This window comes from Paenibacillus sp. J31P316 (assembly GCF_056269105.1).
This window is the reverse complement of sequence record NZ_JBWDNI010000016.1, coordinates 44,708-62,798: the sequence shown is the minus strand read 5'-3', so window position 1 is coordinate 62,798 and position 18,091 is coordinate 44,708. Positions and strand designations below refer to the sequence as shown.

General features: G+C 55.3%; 13 protein-coding genes and 1 other annotated feature. Of the genes, 11 read left to right on the top strand and 2 right to left on the bottom strand.

Annotated features, from left to right (window positions below; genetic code table 11):
- Nucleotides 1-77: 77 nt before the first annotated feature.
- Nucleotides 78-1,898 carry a cache domain-containing sensor histidine kinase gene (locus AC0YNU_RS27260; protein WP_475762169.1) on the top strand — a complete coding sequence of 607 codons (1,821 nt, stop codon included), beginning with the start codon at nt 78-80 and terminating at the stop codon, nt 1,896-1,898.
- Nucleotides 1,895-3,505, top strand: a complete 1,611-nt coding sequence (locus AC0YNU_RS27255; RefSeq protein WP_475762167.1) for a response regulator — start codon at nt 1,895-1,897, stop codon at nt 3,503-3,505. Before AC0YNU_RS27260 ends, AC0YNU_RS27255 begins: the two co-directional genes overlap by 4 nt.
- 5 nt (nt 3,506-3,510) lie before the next feature.
- Here AC0YNU_RS27255 and AC0YNU_RS27250 read toward each other — a convergent pair whose 3' ends face one another.
- Nucleotides 3,511-3,729, bottom strand: coding sequence for a hypothetical protein (locus AC0YNU_RS27250; protein WP_475762165.1), 219 nt, complete (start codon nt 3,727-3,729; stop codon nt 3,511-3,513).
- A 466-nt stretch (nt 3,730-4,195) separates the two neighbouring features.
- On the opposite strand from AC0YNU_RS27250, the gene AC0YNU_RS27245 reads away from it, so the two are divergent.
- From AC0YNU_RS27245 to AC0YNU_RS27205, 9 genes are all read left to right on the top strand, one after another.
- Nucleotides 4,196-5,629, top strand: a complete 1,434-nt coding sequence (locus AC0YNU_RS27245) for an extracellular solute-binding protein (RefSeq protein ID WP_475762163.1) — start codon at nt 4,196-4,198, stop codon at nt 5,627-5,629.
- 61 nt (nt 5,630-5,690) lie between these two features.
- Nucleotides 5,691-6,560: a carbohydrate ABC transporter permease gene (locus AC0YNU_RS27240; protein ID WP_475762161.1), complete on the top strand. Its 870-nt coding sequence runs from the start codon at nt 5,691-5,693 to the stop codon at nt 6,558-6,560.
- A gap of 5 nt (nt 6,561-6,565) precedes the next feature.
- Nucleotides 6,566-7,879 carry a carbohydrate ABC transporter permease gene (locus AC0YNU_RS27235; RefSeq protein WP_475762159.1) on the top strand — a complete coding sequence of 438 codons (1,314 nt, stop codon included), beginning with the start codon at nt 6,566-6,568 and terminating at the stop codon, nt 7,877-7,879.
- 17 nt (nt 7,880-7,896) lie between these two features.
- Nucleotides 7,897-9,015: a galactonate dehydratase gene (gene dgoD, locus AC0YNU_RS27230; protein WP_475762157.1), complete on the top strand. Its 1,119-nt coding sequence runs from the start codon at nt 7,897-7,899 to the stop codon at nt 9,013-9,015.
- Between the two features lie 28 nt (nt 9,016-9,043).
- Nucleotides 9,044-9,817 (top strand): SDR family NAD(P)-dependent oxidoreductase, encoded by a 774-nt coding sequence (locus tag AC0YNU_RS27225; RefSeq protein WP_475762155.1) that lies wholly within the window; start codon nt 9,044-9,046, stop codon nt 9,815-9,817.
- A 19-nt stretch (nt 9,818-9,836) separates the two neighbouring features.
- Entirely contained in the window at nt 9,837-10,622 is a 786-nt protein-coding gene (locus AC0YNU_RS27220) for an MBL fold metallo-hydrolase (RefSeq protein ID WP_475762153.1), read from the top strand.
- A 274-nt stretch (nt 10,623-10,896) separates the two neighbouring features.
- Nucleotides 10,897-11,727 carry a protein kinase family protein gene (locus AC0YNU_RS27215; RefSeq protein ID WP_475762151.1) on the top strand — a complete coding sequence of 277 codons (831 nt, stop codon included), beginning with the start codon at nt 10,897-10,899 and terminating at the stop codon, nt 11,725-11,727.
- A 542-nt stretch (nt 11,728-12,269) separates the two neighbouring features.
- Nucleotides 12,270-12,574 (top strand) — a binding site (T-box leader).
- Nucleotides 12,575-12,691: 117 nt separating this feature from the next.
- Nucleotides 12,692-14,287: a 2-isopropylmalate synthase gene (locus tag AC0YNU_RS27210; RefSeq protein ID WP_475762149.1), complete on the top strand. Its 1,596-nt coding sequence runs from the start codon at nt 12,692-12,694 to the stop codon at nt 14,285-14,287.
- 75 nt (nt 14,288-14,362) lie between these two features.
- The gene (locus tag AC0YNU_RS27205; protein ID WP_475762147.1) at nt 14,363-14,845 is read left to right on the top strand and encodes an HIT family protein; all 483 of its coding nucleotides are present in this window, start codon (nt 14,363-14,365) and stop codon (nt 14,843-14,845) included.
- A 1,106-nt stretch (nt 14,846-15,951) separates the two neighbouring features.
- Here the strand turns inward: AC0YNU_RS27205 and AC0YNU_RS27200 are convergent.
- Nucleotides 15,952-17,892 (bottom strand): ABC-F family ATP-binding cassette domain-containing protein, encoded by a 1,941-nt coding sequence (locus AC0YNU_RS27200; protein ID WP_475762145.1) that lies wholly within the window; start codon nt 17,890-17,892, stop codon nt 15,952-15,954.
- Nucleotides 17,893-18,091: the final 199 nt, after the last annotated feature.

The following is an 18,091-nucleotide window of genomic DNA, read 5'->3' as shown; positions in this document are numbered from 1 at the left end:
GGACTGTTAATTGTCGAAAAAACAAGTATGATAATAAGAATGTATTTATTTGACGTGCGGAAGGGGATTATTTGAACGTGTTTGCCAAGGCTTTCTCATTCATTCGCTACTTTCGGCGTTCCATGTATCGGAAGATGCTGCTTTCCTTTTTCCTGATCAGCGTCATTACGATTTCCGTGCTCGTAGCGGATTTCTACTCCCATACCGCTGCGGACCTGAAGCGTCAGTCGGTCGAGTCGCGGGAGCAGCTGACCCAGCAATCCGCCGCCACGCTTGGCGCTTATCTGAGTAACGTGCGCAGCTTTGCGTGGAACTATTTCGGGGATCCCGAGTTTCAGAAGTTTGTTTTGAACATGGGGAGCGATCCCGACGCACTGAGCACGTATACGGGTAAATTCGCCAATTTTATTACCGATAATCCGATCTTGTCCTCGGTCGTGGTGAGCCGGTTGAACGGCTTCTCCATGAGGGCGGGCAACTCCGTGATGGATGCGCCCCCCGAAGAGCGGGCACGCTTGGCCGATCTCGCGATCGAGAGCAACGGCAGAGGCAATTGGGTGCCGTCCGTCACGTATCACATCAGCTCGAAGCAGACCGTGGGAACGTTGACGTTCGTGCAAGCGGTTCGCAAAATAACGCTGACTTCCCCGGGAGACGTGATCGGCGTCATGATGTTCGACATCTCGTACGATTCGCTCCAGCGCTGGTTGGAGGACGTGGAAGGCGATCACACCAATCGTATGTATATCGTTCAAGTCCATGACGGCACCATCGTGCATTCTCTTGATCCGGCAGAGCGAGGAAAAGTTCTGATGGATACCGAGGATTTGTCTCGTGTCCGGCGAGCGCCCGTAAGCGGCCATTACTACACCGGCGACAAGTCCGGCAAGTCGCTGGCGGTGTACCAACAACTGAGCGGAACCGATTGGCTGTTGGTGTCCAAGACGCCGGTGAAGCAGCTCATCAAGCCCGTCAACGATTTCACCAAGCGAACGGCGATCTTCGGCTTGATCAGCCTGTTCGTCTCCCTGCTGCTGGCAAGCTTGTTCTCGTCGCGCACCATTACGCCGCTCAAGGAGCTGAGCAAGGGGATGAAAGCGATCGAAGTCGGCAATTATGCGGTCAGCTTGCCCGTTCGCAGCGAGGACGAGGTCGGTTATCTCAGCGCTTCCTTTAACCGGATGGCCCGGGAGATCAATCGGTTGATCATGAAGGTGTACGAGACGGAGCTCGTGAAGAAGAACGCGGAGATCAAGGCGCTGCAGTCGCAGATCAACCCGCATTTTCTCTATAACACGCTCGGCATTATCGACAGCCTCTCCGCCATTGACGGCGATACCCGCGTGTCCTATATCAGCCGATCCTTGGCCAAAATGTTCCGTTACAATATCAGCGGCCAGGATATTTCCACGCTGGATGCCGAGATGCAGCAAATCCGGCTCTACTTGTCCATTCAGAAAATTCGTTTCGATACCCGGTTCGACTATTCGATCTATCTGGAGCCGGGCCTGGAATCCGTCCTGATTCCGAAGCTGCTCTTTCAGCCGCTCGTGGAGAACAGCATTCAGCACGGTATCAGCCGCAGCATCAAAGGGGGAACCGTCCGGGTCGAAGCGATGAAGGGCGACGGCGGCAGCGTCCAAATCCGGGTATGGAATAACGGTTTGCCGATCGATGCCGCCAAGCAGGAGTGGCTGCGCATGCTGCTGGAGCAGATCGCCGCGAACGGAGAGCCCGTCGAGGAACGTTCCTCCATTGGCCTGACGAATGTCCAGCACCGCATTCAACTGCTCTATGGCGAGAACTACGGAATCGAATTCGAAAGCAGCGAGGAGTACGGCACCGCCTTTACCCTTACGATTCATCAAACCCTGCCTCAAGGAGGAACGGAACGTTGAAAATCATCGTAGTGGATGACGAACCGATTATTCGTCAAGGGATTATACATAAAATTCGTCAAACCGGCCTGCCGGTCACGCTCGCCGGGGAAGCCGGAGACGGCATTGCCGGACTCGAGCTGATTCGCTCGGCCGCGCCCGATATCGTCGTCACGGACATTCAGATGCCCGAAATGAACGGACTGGAATTTATCCAGCGCGTCATCGAGGTCGAACCGCGGACGGAGTTCATCATTCTGAGCGGCTACGACGATTTCGAATATGCCAAGCAGGCGATGCGCCATGGGGTTACCAACTATCTGCTGAAGCCCGTGGACGACGACGAGCTGTACGAAGCGCTGTCCGGGCTGATCGAAAGCAAGGAAGCCAAGAACCATCAGGCGAAAATATATTCGGAGCTGAAGTCCTTTGAACAGACGAGCCGCGAGACCGTGCGTCAGCAAGCGTTGACCCAGTTTCTGCAGGCGGGCGACGCCGCGATTCCCGATACGGATCTTCAGGAATTGGCTCAGAAATGCGCCTACTTTACGGCTGCCGTATTTCTTCTGGAGCCCTTCAGCCTGCCGCATTACTCCTTCTCCGCCGAGGAGGAGGATTTGCTGTGGTTCGCCGTCAAGAACATTATGACCGAGCGTTTCCAGTCAGGAGGCATTCAAGGCGTGCTCGTCCATCATTCCTTGCACCGTTACGAGCTTGTTTACGTGCTGGGCATTACATCCGAACCGGACAAGTCCTCCGTCTTGGTGGCGCTGGAGGAGATTTCTTACGGCATCCGCAAATACTTGAAGCTGGGTCTCACGATCGGACTCGGTTCGTTCGTTGACGGTCTGCAGCGGATTCAAGAATGTTATCGCGAAGCCAAGCAGCTGACCCGCAACGCGATTTTGCATGGCAATAACCGGATCTATCAATCGAACGGCGCCATGCCGCAAGCAGTCAATCGCAGGTCGATCATCGGCAACGAGGATGGCAAAATGCTGGAGGATTGGCTGAGACGATGGGAGACGGACAAGATTCACCGCTGGGTGGAGCGGCGGCTGGGCGCCATCGTGCAGGACCCGAATTCCGTCTACGTGCAGGCCGAGTGGTTCTGCGTCGATCTGTTTCTGTTGTTCAACAAATTTCTGATGGACAACGCGAAGGATTCGGAATGGACGATCGGCGAAATGGACGATCTGCTGCATTGGCTGCAGCAGGTCGCGGACTGGCAGGAAATTTCGGAACGGATGAACCGTCTCGCAAGCAACATCGTCGGGCTTCTCTCCAAGAGCGACGAATTGGCGGGCAAGGAATTCGTGGAGGCGGTGCGGCTGTATATCGATGCGCATTACGCCGAGCAGCTGTCGCTCCAGTCGATCGCCGATCGTTTCTACATTCATCCGAATTACTTCTCCAAGCGTTTCAAGGAGAAATACGGCGAGAGCTTCATCGATTATCTGACCTCGGTACGGATGAAGAAGGCCGCTGCCCTGCTTCGAGACACGGATTTGAAGGTCCATCAGATCGGAGAGAGGGTCGGCTTCGAGGACGCGGCCTACTTCGGCAGCGTGTTCCGCAAATATCACGGGGAAACGCCGAAGCAATTTCGGGCTCGCGAGACAACGTAAACGATTCATCCGCAGAATTTCGTGTGCAGCCTGACCGCACCGCATAGCCTAAAAGCAAAAGTAAAAGCCAACAGCCAACAGCCAAATGCCAAATGCCAAAAGCCAAAAGCCAAAAGCCAAAAGCCAAAAGCCAAAAGCCAAAAGCCAAAAGCCAAACACCAAACACCAAACACCAAACACCAAACACCAAACATTAAAAGCAAACCGCCAATCACCAAAGCCAACCGCTAAAACCTAACCGCCTAAAAGCTAACGGTTGTGCGCGTGGCTAATCTGCTCAAAATGGCTATTTTAAATGTCTAAAGGTTGCCAGCAAGCTTAATGCGATGCTTTTCCGCGCAAACCGCCTACCGGGCTCTCAATAAAGCCAGTCATAACCGTTAGCGCTTTTAAAACCGTATTTTTCGCGGATTAGCAACGCTGGCAACCGTTAGGCTTCCGACATCCTTCACGCTGCGTGCTCGGCAAAAGGAGCGAGATCGCGATCGCGCGACGGAAGGCCGATCACAAGATTCCGCGGAATGCGTGTTCTTCCAAGCGCTAATTTCGGAATTCCATCGTAAGGATGGCGATCTTAAGATTTTCACATTAAGAATTTCATAGTCGGCGATTAAGATATTCGCTTAAAAGGTCAGGGGGGCTCCCCTACAATAAAACTAGCAAGCAGATCTTTATTAGGGGGAACTCAGGTTGAAGAATAAAACGAAACAAACCGCAGCCATCGCCTTGCTCGTCGCTACTGCATTGACGGCAACCGCTTGCGGAAGCAATAACAATGCTTCCACGAACGGAAATTCCGCGAACGATACCGGATCCGCTAATAAGGGAACAAATACGGGCACGAATGCGGGCAACGCGAACGCAGGCGATCCCGAAGCCGACGTCAGCATCGTCGTGTGGGATAAACCGCATGCAGACGACGCGGACAAAGCGCTCAAGGAACAGCAGTTTGCCGAGTTCGACGCGCAATACCCGCATATCAAAGTGACGCACTTCGAGCCGGCGAAAGAAAAAGGACGCGAGCAATTCATGACGGCCGTCGCGGGCGGCGAACAGCCGGACGTGGTCTTGAACGCTTACCCGGACATGGAATCCTACATCGCGCAAGGCATTACGGCGGATATTACCGATCTGTGGAACTCCTACCCGGAAAAGGATAAATTCCTGCCATCCTCGCTCAACGCAGCTACGGTCGACGGCAAAATCTACGGCGTTCCGAGCAGCATGTACGTAACCGGCCTGATGTACAACAAGAAGCTGTTCGCGGATGCGGGCATCGATCCGAATACCGCCCTCAAGGATTGGGATTCGTTCGGGGCCGCGGCGCAGAAGCTGACGGATCCCGCCAAAGGAACGTACGGCTACGCGATGCTCGGCATGGACTGGGCAGACTGGTTCTTCGAGTATTACGTATGGCAAGCAGGCGGCGATCTGACCGAGAAGCAGGCGGACGGTTCGGCGAAGCTGACGTTCACTTCCGATGCCGCGGTCAAAGCGCTGCAATATTATAAGGATTTGAAATTCAAGTATAAAGCGACGCAGAAGAACGTCGTTCAAAGCTTGGACGACAACCAGAAGGATTTCTACACGGGCCATGCGGCATCGATGGTCGCGGCTTCCGACTGGTTCGGCAATCTCGTTACCAAAGGCATGGACATCAACGACATCGGCTTCTCCGCGCTTCCGGCCGGACCGTCAGGCAGCGTAACGCCGTCGCAAGTCGGCGGCAACTACTGGATTCTGAATCCGAAAGCGTCCAAGGAGAAGCAGCAAGCCGCGTTTACGTACGCGACGTTCTTCTCTTCCCAGCCGCAGCTGGAAGCCAACCTGCAGTATTTCCATGACAACGGCATTTTCCCGAATCTGCTTACGGTTCGCACCGACGTGGACGTCTCGAAGTACGTAGACGGCCTGCCGGCTGACCTGGTTTCGAGCGTGCAGAGCGCAACGGCCAATACGCACTTGGAGTATTTCTTGAAATCCCGACTCAGCACGTATGTCGTGAAGCCGATTCAGAAGGTTCTGCTCGACGAGAAGGCAGATCCGAAAACGCAGCTGCAAGCCGCGCAGGATCTGGCTCAGAAGGAAGTCGTCGATAAATACAACGCTGAAATTAAAAAATAATAGCTGTCGGGATTCTCCGAGCGGGGAATCCCGACAACTGTTCTCGGGGTGAAAAGGCCGCATGATCCGGAAAATAAACATCCGTTGGATGCCCATACTGTTTCTATTTCCTTCCGTGCTTTGTTACGTGCTGTTCAAATATTACCCGTTATTGAACATGATCTATATCAGCTTCTTTAACTATAGCGTCGTCAATCCGCCAGGCTCCTTCGTCGGCTTGGCTAACTATACGGAATTTCTTACGTCCTCCACGTTCTGGCAGGCCGTGTCCAACACGTTTATTTTCTTCGCGTTGTATTTGGGGCTGACGTTCTGGATTCCCATCGCGCAAGCGCTGCTGCTCAGCGACATTCGCAAAGGCAACGCGTTCTTCCGCTTCATGTATCAATTGCCGACCATCATGCCGGCCGTAGCGGGCATTCTCGTATGGAAGTGGATGTACAATCCCGATTTCGGCCTGCTGAACTATTGGCTGCATTTCTTCGGCCTCGGCCCCTACATGTGGCTGAACGATCTGCATATGACGAAGCTGGCCATCGTGCTTCCGGCGTTATTCGCCGGCAACGGCATCTCGCTGCTGCTGTATTACTCGGCGATCAAGTCGGTTCCAGCCGAAATATTGGAAGCGGCCAAGATCGACGGCGCCGGACCTTGGAAACGGATGTGGACGATGCTGCTGCCGAATATTCGTTTCATCGTCGTGATTCAGTTCGTCGCGTTCATGTCCGGCGTATTGCTTGCTTACGACAATATCTACGTCATGACCCAGGGCGGTCCCGCTGGCAGCACGACCGTCGTCTCGATGCTCGTGGTGAACACCGCGTTCCAGCAGTCCAGGTTCGGGATCTCGGGCGCCATGTCGTTGTTCATGTTCGTCGTCATTGCCTTGCTTACGATCTTGCAGAACAAAATCTCCGCTGAAAAGGATTGAATCATATGATGAAAAATCGCATTGCGGAGAAAGGCCAGCGGTCCTTGACCATTACGGCGTACGTCGTGACGATTTTCTTTACGCTCGCTGCCTTGATTCCTCTGCTGTGGATGATCACGTCCTCGCTGAAGACGGATCGGGATATCGAATCCTATCCGCCGAAATGGCTGCCAAGCATACCGCATTCCATTCAAGTGACGATCGATTACACCGGTCAAGACGAGCAGGATGCGCTCTATTACGAGCGGGACGCGATGAAAGCGACCTGGTTTCCGTGGATGAAAAACATCCGCGAGAACATCGGAGAAGTGAAAATAACGGGCGTTCGAGACGGCAAGCAGCTGTATCGCGCCAGCACGATCTCCTCTTCGTTCCATGTCGGTCAGCCGATCATCGTGCCTTCGACGCTGTTCAACGATGTCATGATGAATATCAAGCTGCCGCTCATCAAGGAACAGAAGCTGTCCTCGTTCAGCTTTTACGGAGACGACGGCAAAGCCGAGAGCTCGGCCCCCGGCATTTCCGACAAGGCGCTCTCCGCGAAGTTTTCGGAATTCTACGGGTCGACCAAATTCGTCAAAGGCCACGTGACGGCGATTACGGAGAAATCCTCATGGGTCCGGATGTTCGACAGCTATCTCTCGCTGAACAAGCTGGCGAAGGATACGGCCGGCTCGCTCGGATTTTTCAAATACTTCCTCAACAGCGGCATCGTCACGCTGTCCAGCGTGCTGATTCAAATGGTCTTGGGCGGCTTGGCCGGCTATACGCTCTCCCATTTGATCCGCAGCAAGAAATGGCAGTTCTTCTGGATCATGTTCTTCCTCGCGACGATCATGATTCCGGATATCTCGCTGCTGCTGCCGCTTTACTTGTTGATGAAGGATCTGCATCTCGTCAATTCCCTATTCGCCATTATTTTGCCGCATACGGCATGGGGCATCATCATTTTCCTTTTTAAAGGATTTTTCGACCAATTGTCGAAGGAACTTATGCAGGCGGCGCGAGTGGACGGCGCTTCCGAGCTGCGCACGTTTACGCAAATCGTCATCCCGTTGTCCATTCCGATATTCACGTCCGTTGCGGTGCTGACGTTCATTCCGGTCTGGAATGAATTCGTATGGCCGCTCGTCGTGAACAATATGCCCCAGTATTGGACCTTTACGGTTGCGTTGAACGACATGCAGGGCAAGAGCAATGTTTCGCAGAACATGATCATGGCAAGCTCGTTGCTGTCCATGATCCCTCTCTTCATCATTTTCATTGTATCGCAGAAGTACATTGAGAAAGGCGTCTCGTTCACGGGCGTCAAAGGCTAAAGGAGGCCACATTGTCCATGCGTATCAGCAAAATCGAATTGTTCCATTTGAAGCCCCGCTTCACGTTTCTGAAAATGTCGACCGACGAAGGCATCGTCGGCTGGGGAGAGGCGATTGTCGAAGGACGGTCGCGCACGGTCGAAATGGCGATCAAGGAGCTTGAGCCGCATCTGATCGGCCAAGACCCGCGCCGCATCGAGCATCTGTGGCAAGCGATGTACCGCGGAACGTTCTACCGCGGAGGTCCGATTCTGACGAGCGCCATCAGCGGACTGGAGCAGGCGATGTGGGACATTCTCGGCAAATCGCTGGGCGTGCCGGTGTATCAGCTGCTCGGCGGCGCCGTCCGCGACCGCATCAAGATGTACCGGGGCATCGGCGGATCGACTGCGGAAGAATCCAGCGCCAATGCCAAACGTTTGAAAGAGCAAGGCTTCAAAATGATGAAAACCGGCATCGAGGCGATGGCGCATGTCATCGAGACGCCGGCTTGGGTCAATAAGCAAGTGGAGCGCGTCGAAGCGATCCGCGACGCGATCGGCCCGGACTGCGATTTCGGCATCGACTTCCACGGCCGGATCAGCCCGGCGCTGGCGGTACGCCTATGCAAGGAGCTGGAGCGCTTCAATCTCGCGTTCATCGAGGAGCCGTGCCTGCCGGAGAACGTCGATACGATGGTGACGATCGCCCGCTCGACGACGACTCCGATCGCCACGGGAGAGCGGCTGTTCTCCAAATGGGCGTTCCGCGAAGTGCTGGAGAAACAGGCGGCCGCGATCGTGCAGCCGGATCTGGCGCATTGCGGCGGCATCCTGGAAGGCAAGAAGATCGCCGCGATGGCCGAGGTGTACTATGCCGGTTTCGCGCCGCATAACCCGCTCGGACCGATCAATCTTGCCGCGAGCATTCAATTGTCGGCGAATGTACCGAACTTCGTCTCTCAGGAGCATGCGGAGCTGGGACACGGATACTTGAAGAATCCATTCGTGATCAAGGACGGCTACGTGGACATTCCGACGGCTCCGGGACTTGGCATCGAAGTCGACGAAGACGCCATTCAGGACAAGCTCTACGACGGCGATTGGGATACGCCGCGCTGGTTCCATGAAGATGACGGATCGGTGGCGGACTGGTAGAATTACGGCAGTTGAGGAGAATGGACAGATGCAGGATAGAGTAGCGATCGTGACCGGAGCGGCGAGCGGAATCGGCAAAGGCATTGCGGAGGTCCTGTTAAAGGAAGGCTGCCGCGTCTCGGTGCTCGACTGGAATGAAGAGATAGGCAATCAGGCCGTTCTGGAGATGACGGAGGAACGCGATCGCGTCCGATTCATCCGAACGGATGTCTCGATGGAATCCGACATCATCCATGCCGTCGAGCAGACGGTTGCCAGATGGGGCACTGTCGATATATTGGTCAATAACGTGGGCACTCATTATCATAATTCGGTGGAAAAAACGACCGCGGACGACTTCGACAAGGTGCTGACGACGGATTTGAGAGGACATTTTCTCGCCATTCAGAAAGTGCTTCCCTTCATGAAGGAGCAGGGACGGGGATCGATCATTAATATCGCTTCCGTTCATGCGATGCAGACGCAGCCGCACTTCTCCGTCTATGCAGCAGTCAAGGGCGGCGTCGTCTCCATGTCGAGAAGCATTGCGCTGGAGTACGCATCGCGAGGCATCCGAGTCAACACGGTGCTCCCGGGAATGACGCGCAACAGCAACGTGGATCGTCTGATGGCTCCGCTGAACGAGCGGGAGCGGGAAGAACTGGAGCGCAAGATGGCGAAGAATATTCCTCTCGGCCGCATCGCGGAAGCTTCGGAGATCGGGGAAGCGGTCGCGTTCCTAGCTAGTGATCGCGCCTCGTTCATTACGGGCTCCACCTTGGTTGTGGACGGCGGCGAATCGAGCCATCTGTCTTGGAGATAACGTTCGAAGGAGGGCGACTATGAGCAATTGCCTGCAGCAATTAGAAGCGGCTTCGATATCGGAACGCGAATCGGCGTGGGTGTGGCTGGGACAGGGCGGCTTCGCTTGGCGCTTCGGCAGCCGCGCGACGATCGTCATCGATCCGTATCTATCCGATACGGTCGAGAAGCAGGACGGGCTGACCCGTCTGGCCCCGGCGCCGATTTCGCCTGATCAAATGCAAGGTGACTTGCTGCTGATCACGCATGATCACCTGGATCATTTCGACGAGCCGTCGGTTATTCACGCGGTGCGGCACGCCGGCATGAAAGTGGCCGGACCGGGATCGGTGCAGAAGCATTACCTGAAGCTGGGATTGCCCGAGAACGCTTTCGTGCGCATCGATCAAGGCGAGGAAATCTCGTTCGGCGGCGTCCGCATCGGCGCGGTCTACGCCGAGCACAGCTCGGGCGACGGCGAATTCGACGCCGTCGGATTCGTGCTCGACTACGAAGGAACCCGCGTCTACCATGTCGGGGATTCGGAGCTGACGGACGAGCTGCTGCGCATCGCCGGCGAGCTGAAGGCGGATTGCATCGCGCTTCCGATCAACGGCCGCTGGGGCAATATGAGCGCGCAGGAAGCGGCAGCGCTGACGGTGCGATCCGGCGCAGGCATGGCCATTCCGATGCACTTCGGAATGTTTGCCGAGAATACGGCGGATCCGCAATCGTTCGTGGATGCGATGCAGGACGCGGATGCGGCGAAGGCCGAGATTCGGATTCCCGAGCTTGGACGCGTGCAAGCCGTTAGCCGCGGGGAGTAAGGAAATAGCAACGGGACGGAGCAGATCACGATCTGCTCCGTCCCGTTTTTCATATACGCCGGCAATAAAAAAGACACCGCAACGGGTGTCTTGAATGTCATTGAGAGGGGTCGAACTGGGTGTTAGCAAACAGAGATGCCCCTACCAGGCTCCTCATAATAATAGTGTATCATCCCCGAAATTATAAGTCTAGGCGAACAGTCATTTTTTGGCTAAAGTAAGGGATGCCGGCCGGCATGAAAATGACCTATTCCAAGAACAAAGGAGACCGCGCATGCACGCAAATGACTTTCCGCTCCTAACGGTTCAGCAGGTGGATGAGGATATCGCTGCTTACTTGGCTCGAATCGGGAACGTCTTCAAGGTGTTCGACCAGCAAGATTCCGGTTGCATTTCATACAGCGTAGAAGCAGCGGGGCGCAACTGGTTCGTGAAGCATGCGGAGTGCCCGGAAGCTGTCGCTTTCCTGCGTAATGCCGTTGCTTTTCATCAAGACGTGCAGCATCCCCGCATTCCCAAGCTGCTCCATTCGTTCCAGCCTTCCATGGGATTGGCGCTCGTCTATGAGTGGGTGGACGGCGAAGTGCTGGGTACGCCGGCGTTCCCGGGTCAAGCAGGCCGAAATCATCCGGATTCCCCGCATTTTCGGTTCAGACAGCTGCCGATCCGCGCAATTATCGCTGCGCTGACGGTTTTGTACGACGTGCATGTCTACTTGGAGCGCCTAGGCTATGTAGCGGTCGATTTGTACGACGGCTGCATGATTTACGATTTTGAACGGCAAGCATTGCATCTGTGCGATTTTGACCATTATACGAAAGGCGCCTTCGTGCTCGAGATGGATCGGTTATTCGGATCGAGCCGTTTCATGGCTCCGGAGGAATTCGTCAAGGGCAGCCGGATCGACCATGTCACGAATGTCCATGCGTTAGGCGCCGCTTCATTCGTATTCCTGGCGGAGGAAGGAAGCCGTGACCTCGGCAAATGGCGTGCGTCCGAGCCGCTGTACCGCGTCGCATTGAAGGCTGCCTCCCCTGACCGGGAGAAGCGTTATGGCAGCATCGGCGAGTTCAACGCCGCATGGCGGGATGCGTTGTCGCAATGATTTTCAACTTTTTGTCATTCTGAATTGACAGACGATTAAGGTCGGCATATAATAAGCAACAATACTTCACACAACGAAACGCGACGAACAGGAGCAGTAAAGCAAATGCCGGGAACAGAGAGCTGCGGGATGGTGCAACGCAGTCGAAGGCAGCTTGAACCTCGCCTGGGAGCGGAGCGGCGGAACGGGTTTCAGTAACGGCCGAAGGCCAAGGCTGAAGGAAACTCGCGTACGTCCTTACGGTTAACCTCCGTGATCGGGTGCATGACCTTCGATTTCTAGAGTCGGTCGTCATGCTTAAGGTGGACGGTTGCTCTTATCCGAGAGAATCGTCAACAAGGGTGGTACCGCGCCGGACTTCACAGTCTGTCGTCTCTTGAATAAAGAGACGGCAGGCTTTTTTGATTTTTCAGGCGGCTTTCGGTCGTGCGGCTTCGAGCAGTGAAGTGGCTGATGATGGAAAGAGTCAGATGATGAGCAAGTTGATGAGTAAGAGAGAGACGCAGCGACGAACAACGAACGAAGACATACACATATAGCAGAACAACGCGTTGAACAGGAGTAGTAGGAAGCAAGTCCGGGATCAGAGAGCTGCGGTATGGTGCGACGCAGACGAAGGACGTCCGAACTCGCCTGGGAGCGGAACGAGAGAATGTCGAGGCAACGTCCGAGCGGACGACGCGATGAACGGCCTTGATCCTATCTCGTTACGGTTAACCACCGTCATCGGGTGCAGCGAATGACCGGCATGCTTGCCGGGCGTTAACTGCGTAAGCGGGTCCGGACGGCATCGTCCGGGCAACTAGAGTGGTACCGCGGCATGCCTAAGAAGCCTGTCGTCTCTTGTATTCAGAAGAGACGGCGGGCTTTTTCTATTGTTCGGCAAGGACAGGGAGCCGTGAACCGAGAGACGGAAGACGCGAAAACATAACCAAACCCAAACCGAAATCAGGAGGAATTAGACATGAACCAAACTCAAGCAAATGCCAATCAAACGCAGGAACCATCCAATCGCATCATCCGCATTTTCGATACAACATTGCGCGATGGCGAGCAGTCCCCTGGCGCGACCCTGCGTCCGGAACAGAAAATCGTCATCGCCCGTCAGCTCGCCAAGCTGGGCATCGACGTCATCGAGCCGGGCTTCCCGATCTCGAGCCCGGGCGAATTCGCGGCCGTGCAGCAAATTTCCCGCGAGCTGCAAGGCGTGGAAATCGCCGGCTTCGCCCGCGCAATTCGCGGCGATATCGACGCGGCCGTGAAGGCAACGATGGATGCGACGCGCAGACGTCTGCATCTGTTCATCTCCTCCTCGGACATTCATCTGGATTTCCAGCTGAAGAAATCCCGCGAGCAGGTTGTGGATATCGCCCGCCAAATGGTCGCATACGGCAAGCAGTTCGTCGACGAAATCGAGTTCTCCGCGATGGATTCCAGCCGCACCGGCCGTGAATTCGTCATCGAGATGGTGGAAGCCGTCATCGCGGAAGGCGCAACGGTCATCAATCTGCCGGATACGCTCGGCTTCGCGCTTCCCGAAGAATACGGCGCCATGTTCCGGGCCGTAAGAGCCGGAGCCCGAGGTGCCGACAAGGTGCAGTTCAGCGCGCACTGCCATAATGATCTCGGCCTGGCGGTCGCGAACAGCCTGGCTGCCATCGCAGCCGGCGCGGATCAAATCGAGGTGACGGTCAACGGCATCGGCGAACGCGCCGGCAACTGTTCGCTCGAGGAGCTGGTCATGGCGATCGAGACGCGCAAATCCGCTGTCGGCGCTGAAACCGGCATCGTCATGGGCGAGATTTACGAGACGTCCCGCATGGTGAGCCGCGCGATGAACTTTCCGATTGCGTACAACAAGCCGATCGTCGGACGCAACGCGTTCCAGCATGAATCCGGCATCCATCAGGATGGCCTGCTCAAGAACCGCAACACGTACGAAATCATGGATCCCGAAGCGATGGGCATTCCGCGCAGCATGATCGTTCTGGGCAAGCATTCCGGCCGCCATGCCATCAAGCACCGCCTGTCGGAGTTCGGCATCGAGCTGAACGAGGAGCAAATGCAGGACGTTTACGATCGTTTCAAGGCGAAAGCCGACGAGCTCAAAATCGTGCCGGACGATGTGCTGGTACGCCTCGCCAGCGAATCGACGGATCAGCAGCATGATCCGTACGTGCTCGTCGATCTGCAGGTATTGGCCGGCACGCAGCGTTCGCGCATCGCGTCCGTCACGATCCGCGAACGCGAAACGCAGGAAGAAGGCACGTTTACAGGAACGGGCACGGGGCCGCTTGAAGCCGTCATCCACTGCTTGCAGCAGGCGATCCCGGTAGGAGCGGAATTCGACGATCTGGAGCTGCATTCCTTGTCTACGGGCGAAGACGCGCGCGGCGAAGCGGTCGTGAGCGTGGTGCATAACAATAAGCGCTACAGCGGCACGGCCGTGCACAACGATATTATTTTGGCATCGGCTCAGGCTTATGTGGCAGCTTGCAATCAGCTGATCATGAGCGTGCAGGCAAGCGGCGAGTCGCGTAAGGAAGCGAAGTCTAGTTAAGCAGAAGCACCTAAACAAACAGAGTCCGAAGCAAAGTCCGGTTAAGCCCGAAGCCAATGTCATAGGGGGTAGCCGATGTCCATTGCATCGTGTTTTATTTGCGGGAAGCATGGCAGCGCCGCGTCTGAGGCAGACGTCATTTACGAGGATGCGGTTGTCAGCGCGAGTCTGATGACAGCCGGGGCGGAAGAGCAGCTTGCGTACTTGGGATACGCCGTGGTGGAAACCAAACGGCATGTGCCAGGTCTCGGCGATCTGAGCACGGAGGAAGCCAGGGCGGTCGGCGAGACGATCAACCGGGTGAGCGCCGCGCTGCGAGAAGCTTTGTCCGCCGAGCATGTGTATGCCTTCGTGCAGGGCGACGGCGTTCCGCATTTTCACATCCATCTGGTCCCCCGGTACGCGGGAACGCCGGCGGAGTATCGACATCCGATGAACCTCGTGCATTGGCCGGATGCGCCGCGCGGCGGACATGATGCGCTGCGGGTGATTCGGAAAGCGCTGCAGGCGAAGATGAATGGGCAGCAAGGCGATCGCTACGATCTTGCAGGTGCATAACCGTTATAGTCGGGTCTCGTGATATCGGCAACGGATATAGATGTACGAGAAAAGCAGGGAGATCCCCTGCTTTTTCCTTATTCACAGCGCTATCCACAGCTTGGAAATAAACTGTGTATAACTGTAAAAAACCCGCCATTTATGCGCGAATGCGATGTGAATAAAAGTCGGATAAGTTTTTCACAGCCAACCTGTGGATAATGTGGATAATGGGAATAAACTTGTTAGCTTCCACTAGCTGAAAAGGGGAATCTTAAAGAAACGGTAAATTTATTCGGCTTTTTCAATCGTATAGGTGCCAGAATTGCCGCACAATTCATCCACTGTTGTGGATAAACCTGTGGAAAACGGGGATAGATCGTCGATAGGCGCCTCGATCGCGTTAACTTTAAAAAAATAAAGTTTTTTTGGATTCATCCCAGAAAAGCTCGGTGCCTTTCTTCCCATGTAGTTCACTAAGTGCAGCACATGCCCGGAATTCGCCGCATTTCCCGGCAATGAAGTGCACGGGGTGCAGCACATGCACGGAAGTCGCCGCGTTCCCGGCAATGTAGTGTACTGGGTACACCACTTGCTTGGGATTCGCCGCTTTTATTGCAAAGTAGTGCACGGCGTGCACTACTGCTCGAAACTCACCATTTTTCTTGCAATGCAATGTAGTGCAGAGATGCCGATCACGGCCGATGAGGATGAGTGTGAAAGCTGCGAATTTTCAAGGCAGGGACACGGACAGAGAGGATAACTAGTACAGGACAAGGACGAGGCTATCGAACAATGCTGGCAATTGCACGTTCTGTTATTAGAAGGTTGTCGAAATGACTTTAAAGTCCTTAATGATTCGGGAGATGAAGAGTCGAAGCTGTGTGTCGTCTATTGGCGCGCTCAAAACGTCATTTGACGCCTTGGTCGATTTTCTTGCTTGGTCCAAACCTGCCTGGCATCAGGCTGACTATTCCCCTGCTCAGTCCTACCATTAAACGAAAAAATCCGGACCGCGCAGGCGCGGTCCGGATTCGGTATTGATTAACGAGGTATATTAATGAAATGAAACAATCTGAAAATCTTGTCGGCAACGGATACGAAGGAGCAGGCTGCCCGAAGCTGGCTTAGGCGAGCAGTTCCTCCCACGCGTCGTAGACTTCTTGCAGTTGAGCTTTCCGCGTATCGATATCGCTTTGAATGGTACCGACCAGCACGTAGTCATTGTAGACCTCGGGATCGGTCAGCTGCTGCTCCAGCGACGAAATTTCGCCTTCCAGGCGCGCGATGTCGTTTTCGAGCTGTTCCTGCTTGCGCTGTCTGTTCCGTTCGTCACGCTTCGCTTGTTTGTCGGCTTCATAGGCGGTGACAGGCGCTGCTTCAGCAACCGGCGCGGATTTGCTCTGTTTTCCTTGCGAAGCTGACAGCGTTTCCAGCAGGAGCTCTTCGATTTCTCGCTTTTTCTGGATCATTTCGTCATAATTTCCCAGGAAATGCTCCGTGCCCTCCGGATGCAGTTCGACAATGCGCTCCGCCATCTTGTTCAAGAAATAGCGGTCATGGGAGATGAAGAGCAGCGTGCCGTCATAATCCATGAGAGCGGCCTCCAGCACTTCCTTGCTGTACAGGTCCAAATGGTTCGTCGGTTCGTCCAAAATAAGCATATTGGCTTGCGCCAGCATCAGCTTCGACAGCGAGACGCGCGCGCGTTCGCCGCCGCTCAGCGTGCTAACACGCTTCTTCACGTCTTCTCCGCTGAACAGGAAGTTGCCTAGAACGGTCCGAATTCGCGCTTCCTCGAGGTGAGGATAGGTGCTCCACAGCTCCTCAAGAACCGTGTTGGCTTTGTTCAGTCCGGTATGTTCCTGATCGTAATAGCCGATTTTGACATTCGTACCCCAGCGAATCGTGCCTTGCTCGTAGTTTTGCTGCCCCACGAGCGACTTGAGGAGCGTCGACTTGCCGATCCCGTTCGGACCGACGAGCGCCACGTTCTCTCCCCTTTCGAGGCGGAAGGTCACATTACGAAACAAAGGCGTCGATTTCTCGGCGAACTTGATCGACAGCTCGCGCACGTCTAGCACGTCATTGCCGCTTTGGCGCTCGATCTCGAAGGAGAAATGCGCCTTCTTCAAATCGCCGAGCGGCTTGTCTAGGCGGTCCATCTTCTCGAGCGCTTTGCGTCTGCTTTGCGCGCGTTTGGTCGTGGAGGCGCGAACGATGTTCCGCTGCACGAAATCCTCCAGCTTCGCGATTTCGTCCTGCTGCTTGTCGTACTGCTTCATTTGCGCCTCGAATTCGGCGGCTTTGATCTCGATGAAGCGGCTGTAGTTACCCGTATAACGCCTGGCGTTATGGCGTTCGATCTCCACGATGGTGCCCACGACGGCATCCAGGAAGTAGCGGTCATGGGAGACGACGAGAATGCCCCCTTCGTAGCCGCGAAGGTAATCCTCCAGCCAGGTCAGCGTCTCGATGTCGAGATAGTTCGTCGGTTCGTCGAGCATGAGCAGGTCCGGCGCTTGGAGCAGGATTCTGGCCAGCGCCAGGCGCGTCTTCTGACCGCCGCTTAAGGTGGAAATGACCGTATCCGGAGGGAACTGGCCGAAGCCCATTCCATGCACCACGCTGCGGATCCTGGTTTCCATTTCGAAGCCGCCTTTGGCCCTGAACCAGTCCGACAGCCTGGCATATCGCTCCAGTACGGCTTCGTACTGCTTCTCGTCGCCATGCAGCGCCGGATCGGCGATTTGCTGCTCCAGCGAACGGAGCTCGCGCTCGGCATCGGTCAAGTGGGCGAATACGGCCCGCATCTCCGCGTCGATGGTTTTGTCCGACTGCAGCCCGCTGGATTGGGCCAGGTAGCCGATCGTCGTTTCTTTCGATTTATACACCGTACCGGAGTCCGCCGAAATCTCGCCTGCGATAATCCGGAGCAGCGTCGATTTGCCGGCGCCGTTCACCCCGACCAAGCCGACCCGTTCGCGGGGCAGCACCTGGAAGGTGACGGATGAGAGCACGCTGCTGACGCCATAGCTTTTGGATACATCGGAAACTTGAAGAAGCATGATTCTTGTTACCTCCAACTTTAAGAAAATGCCTTTGTATCAGTTTACATGAAAACAGGACGGCGCGCGACCATGTTCGTCCGTGAAGCCTCTGCGCTTCGATTCGGTCCTGTTGGCGAAATATGGGCAACAGTGGTAAACTAAATAACAACTATTAGGGGCAGGAAACAGCAGGACGAAGAACCTTGAAGCAGGGCGG

Excerpts from the sequence above, each read along its gene's own strand:
- AC0YNU_RS27240 (WP_475762161.1), top strand. The coding sequence starts at position 5,691 with ATGATCCGGAAAATAAACATCCGTTGGATGCCCATACTGTTTCTATTT.
- AC0YNU_RS27235 (WP_475762159.1), top strand. The coding sequence starts at position 6,566 with ATGATGAAAAATCGCATTGCGGAGAAAGGCCAGCGGTCCTTGACCATT.
- dgoD (WP_475762157.1), top strand. The coding sequence starts at position 7,897 with ATGCGTATCAGCAAAATCGAATTGTTCCATTTGAAGCCCCGCTTCACG.
- AC0YNU_RS27225 (WP_475762155.1), top strand. The coding sequence starts at position 9,044 with ATGCAGGATAGAGTAGCGATCGTGACCGGAGCGGCGAGCGGAATCGGC.
- AC0YNU_RS27220 (WP_475762153.1), top strand. The coding sequence starts at position 9,837 with ATGAGCAATTGCCTGCAGCAATTAGAAGCGGCTTCGATATCGGAACGC.
- AC0YNU_RS27215 (WP_475762151.1), top strand. The coding sequence starts at position 10,897 with ATGCACGCAAATGACTTTCCGCTCCTAACGGTTCAGCAGGTGGATGAG.
- AC0YNU_RS27210 (WP_475762149.1), top strand. The coding sequence starts at position 12,692 with ATGAACCAAACTCAAGCAAATGCCAATCAAACGCAGGAACCATCCAAT.
- AC0YNU_RS27205 (WP_475762147.1), top strand. The coding sequence starts at position 14,363 with ATGTCCATTGCATCGTGTTTTATTTGCGGGAAGCATGGCAGCGCCGCG.
- AC0YNU_RS27200 (WP_475762145.1), bottom strand. The coding sequence starts at position 17,892 with ATGCTTCTTCAAGTTTCCGATGTATCCAAAAGCTATGGCGTCAGCAGC.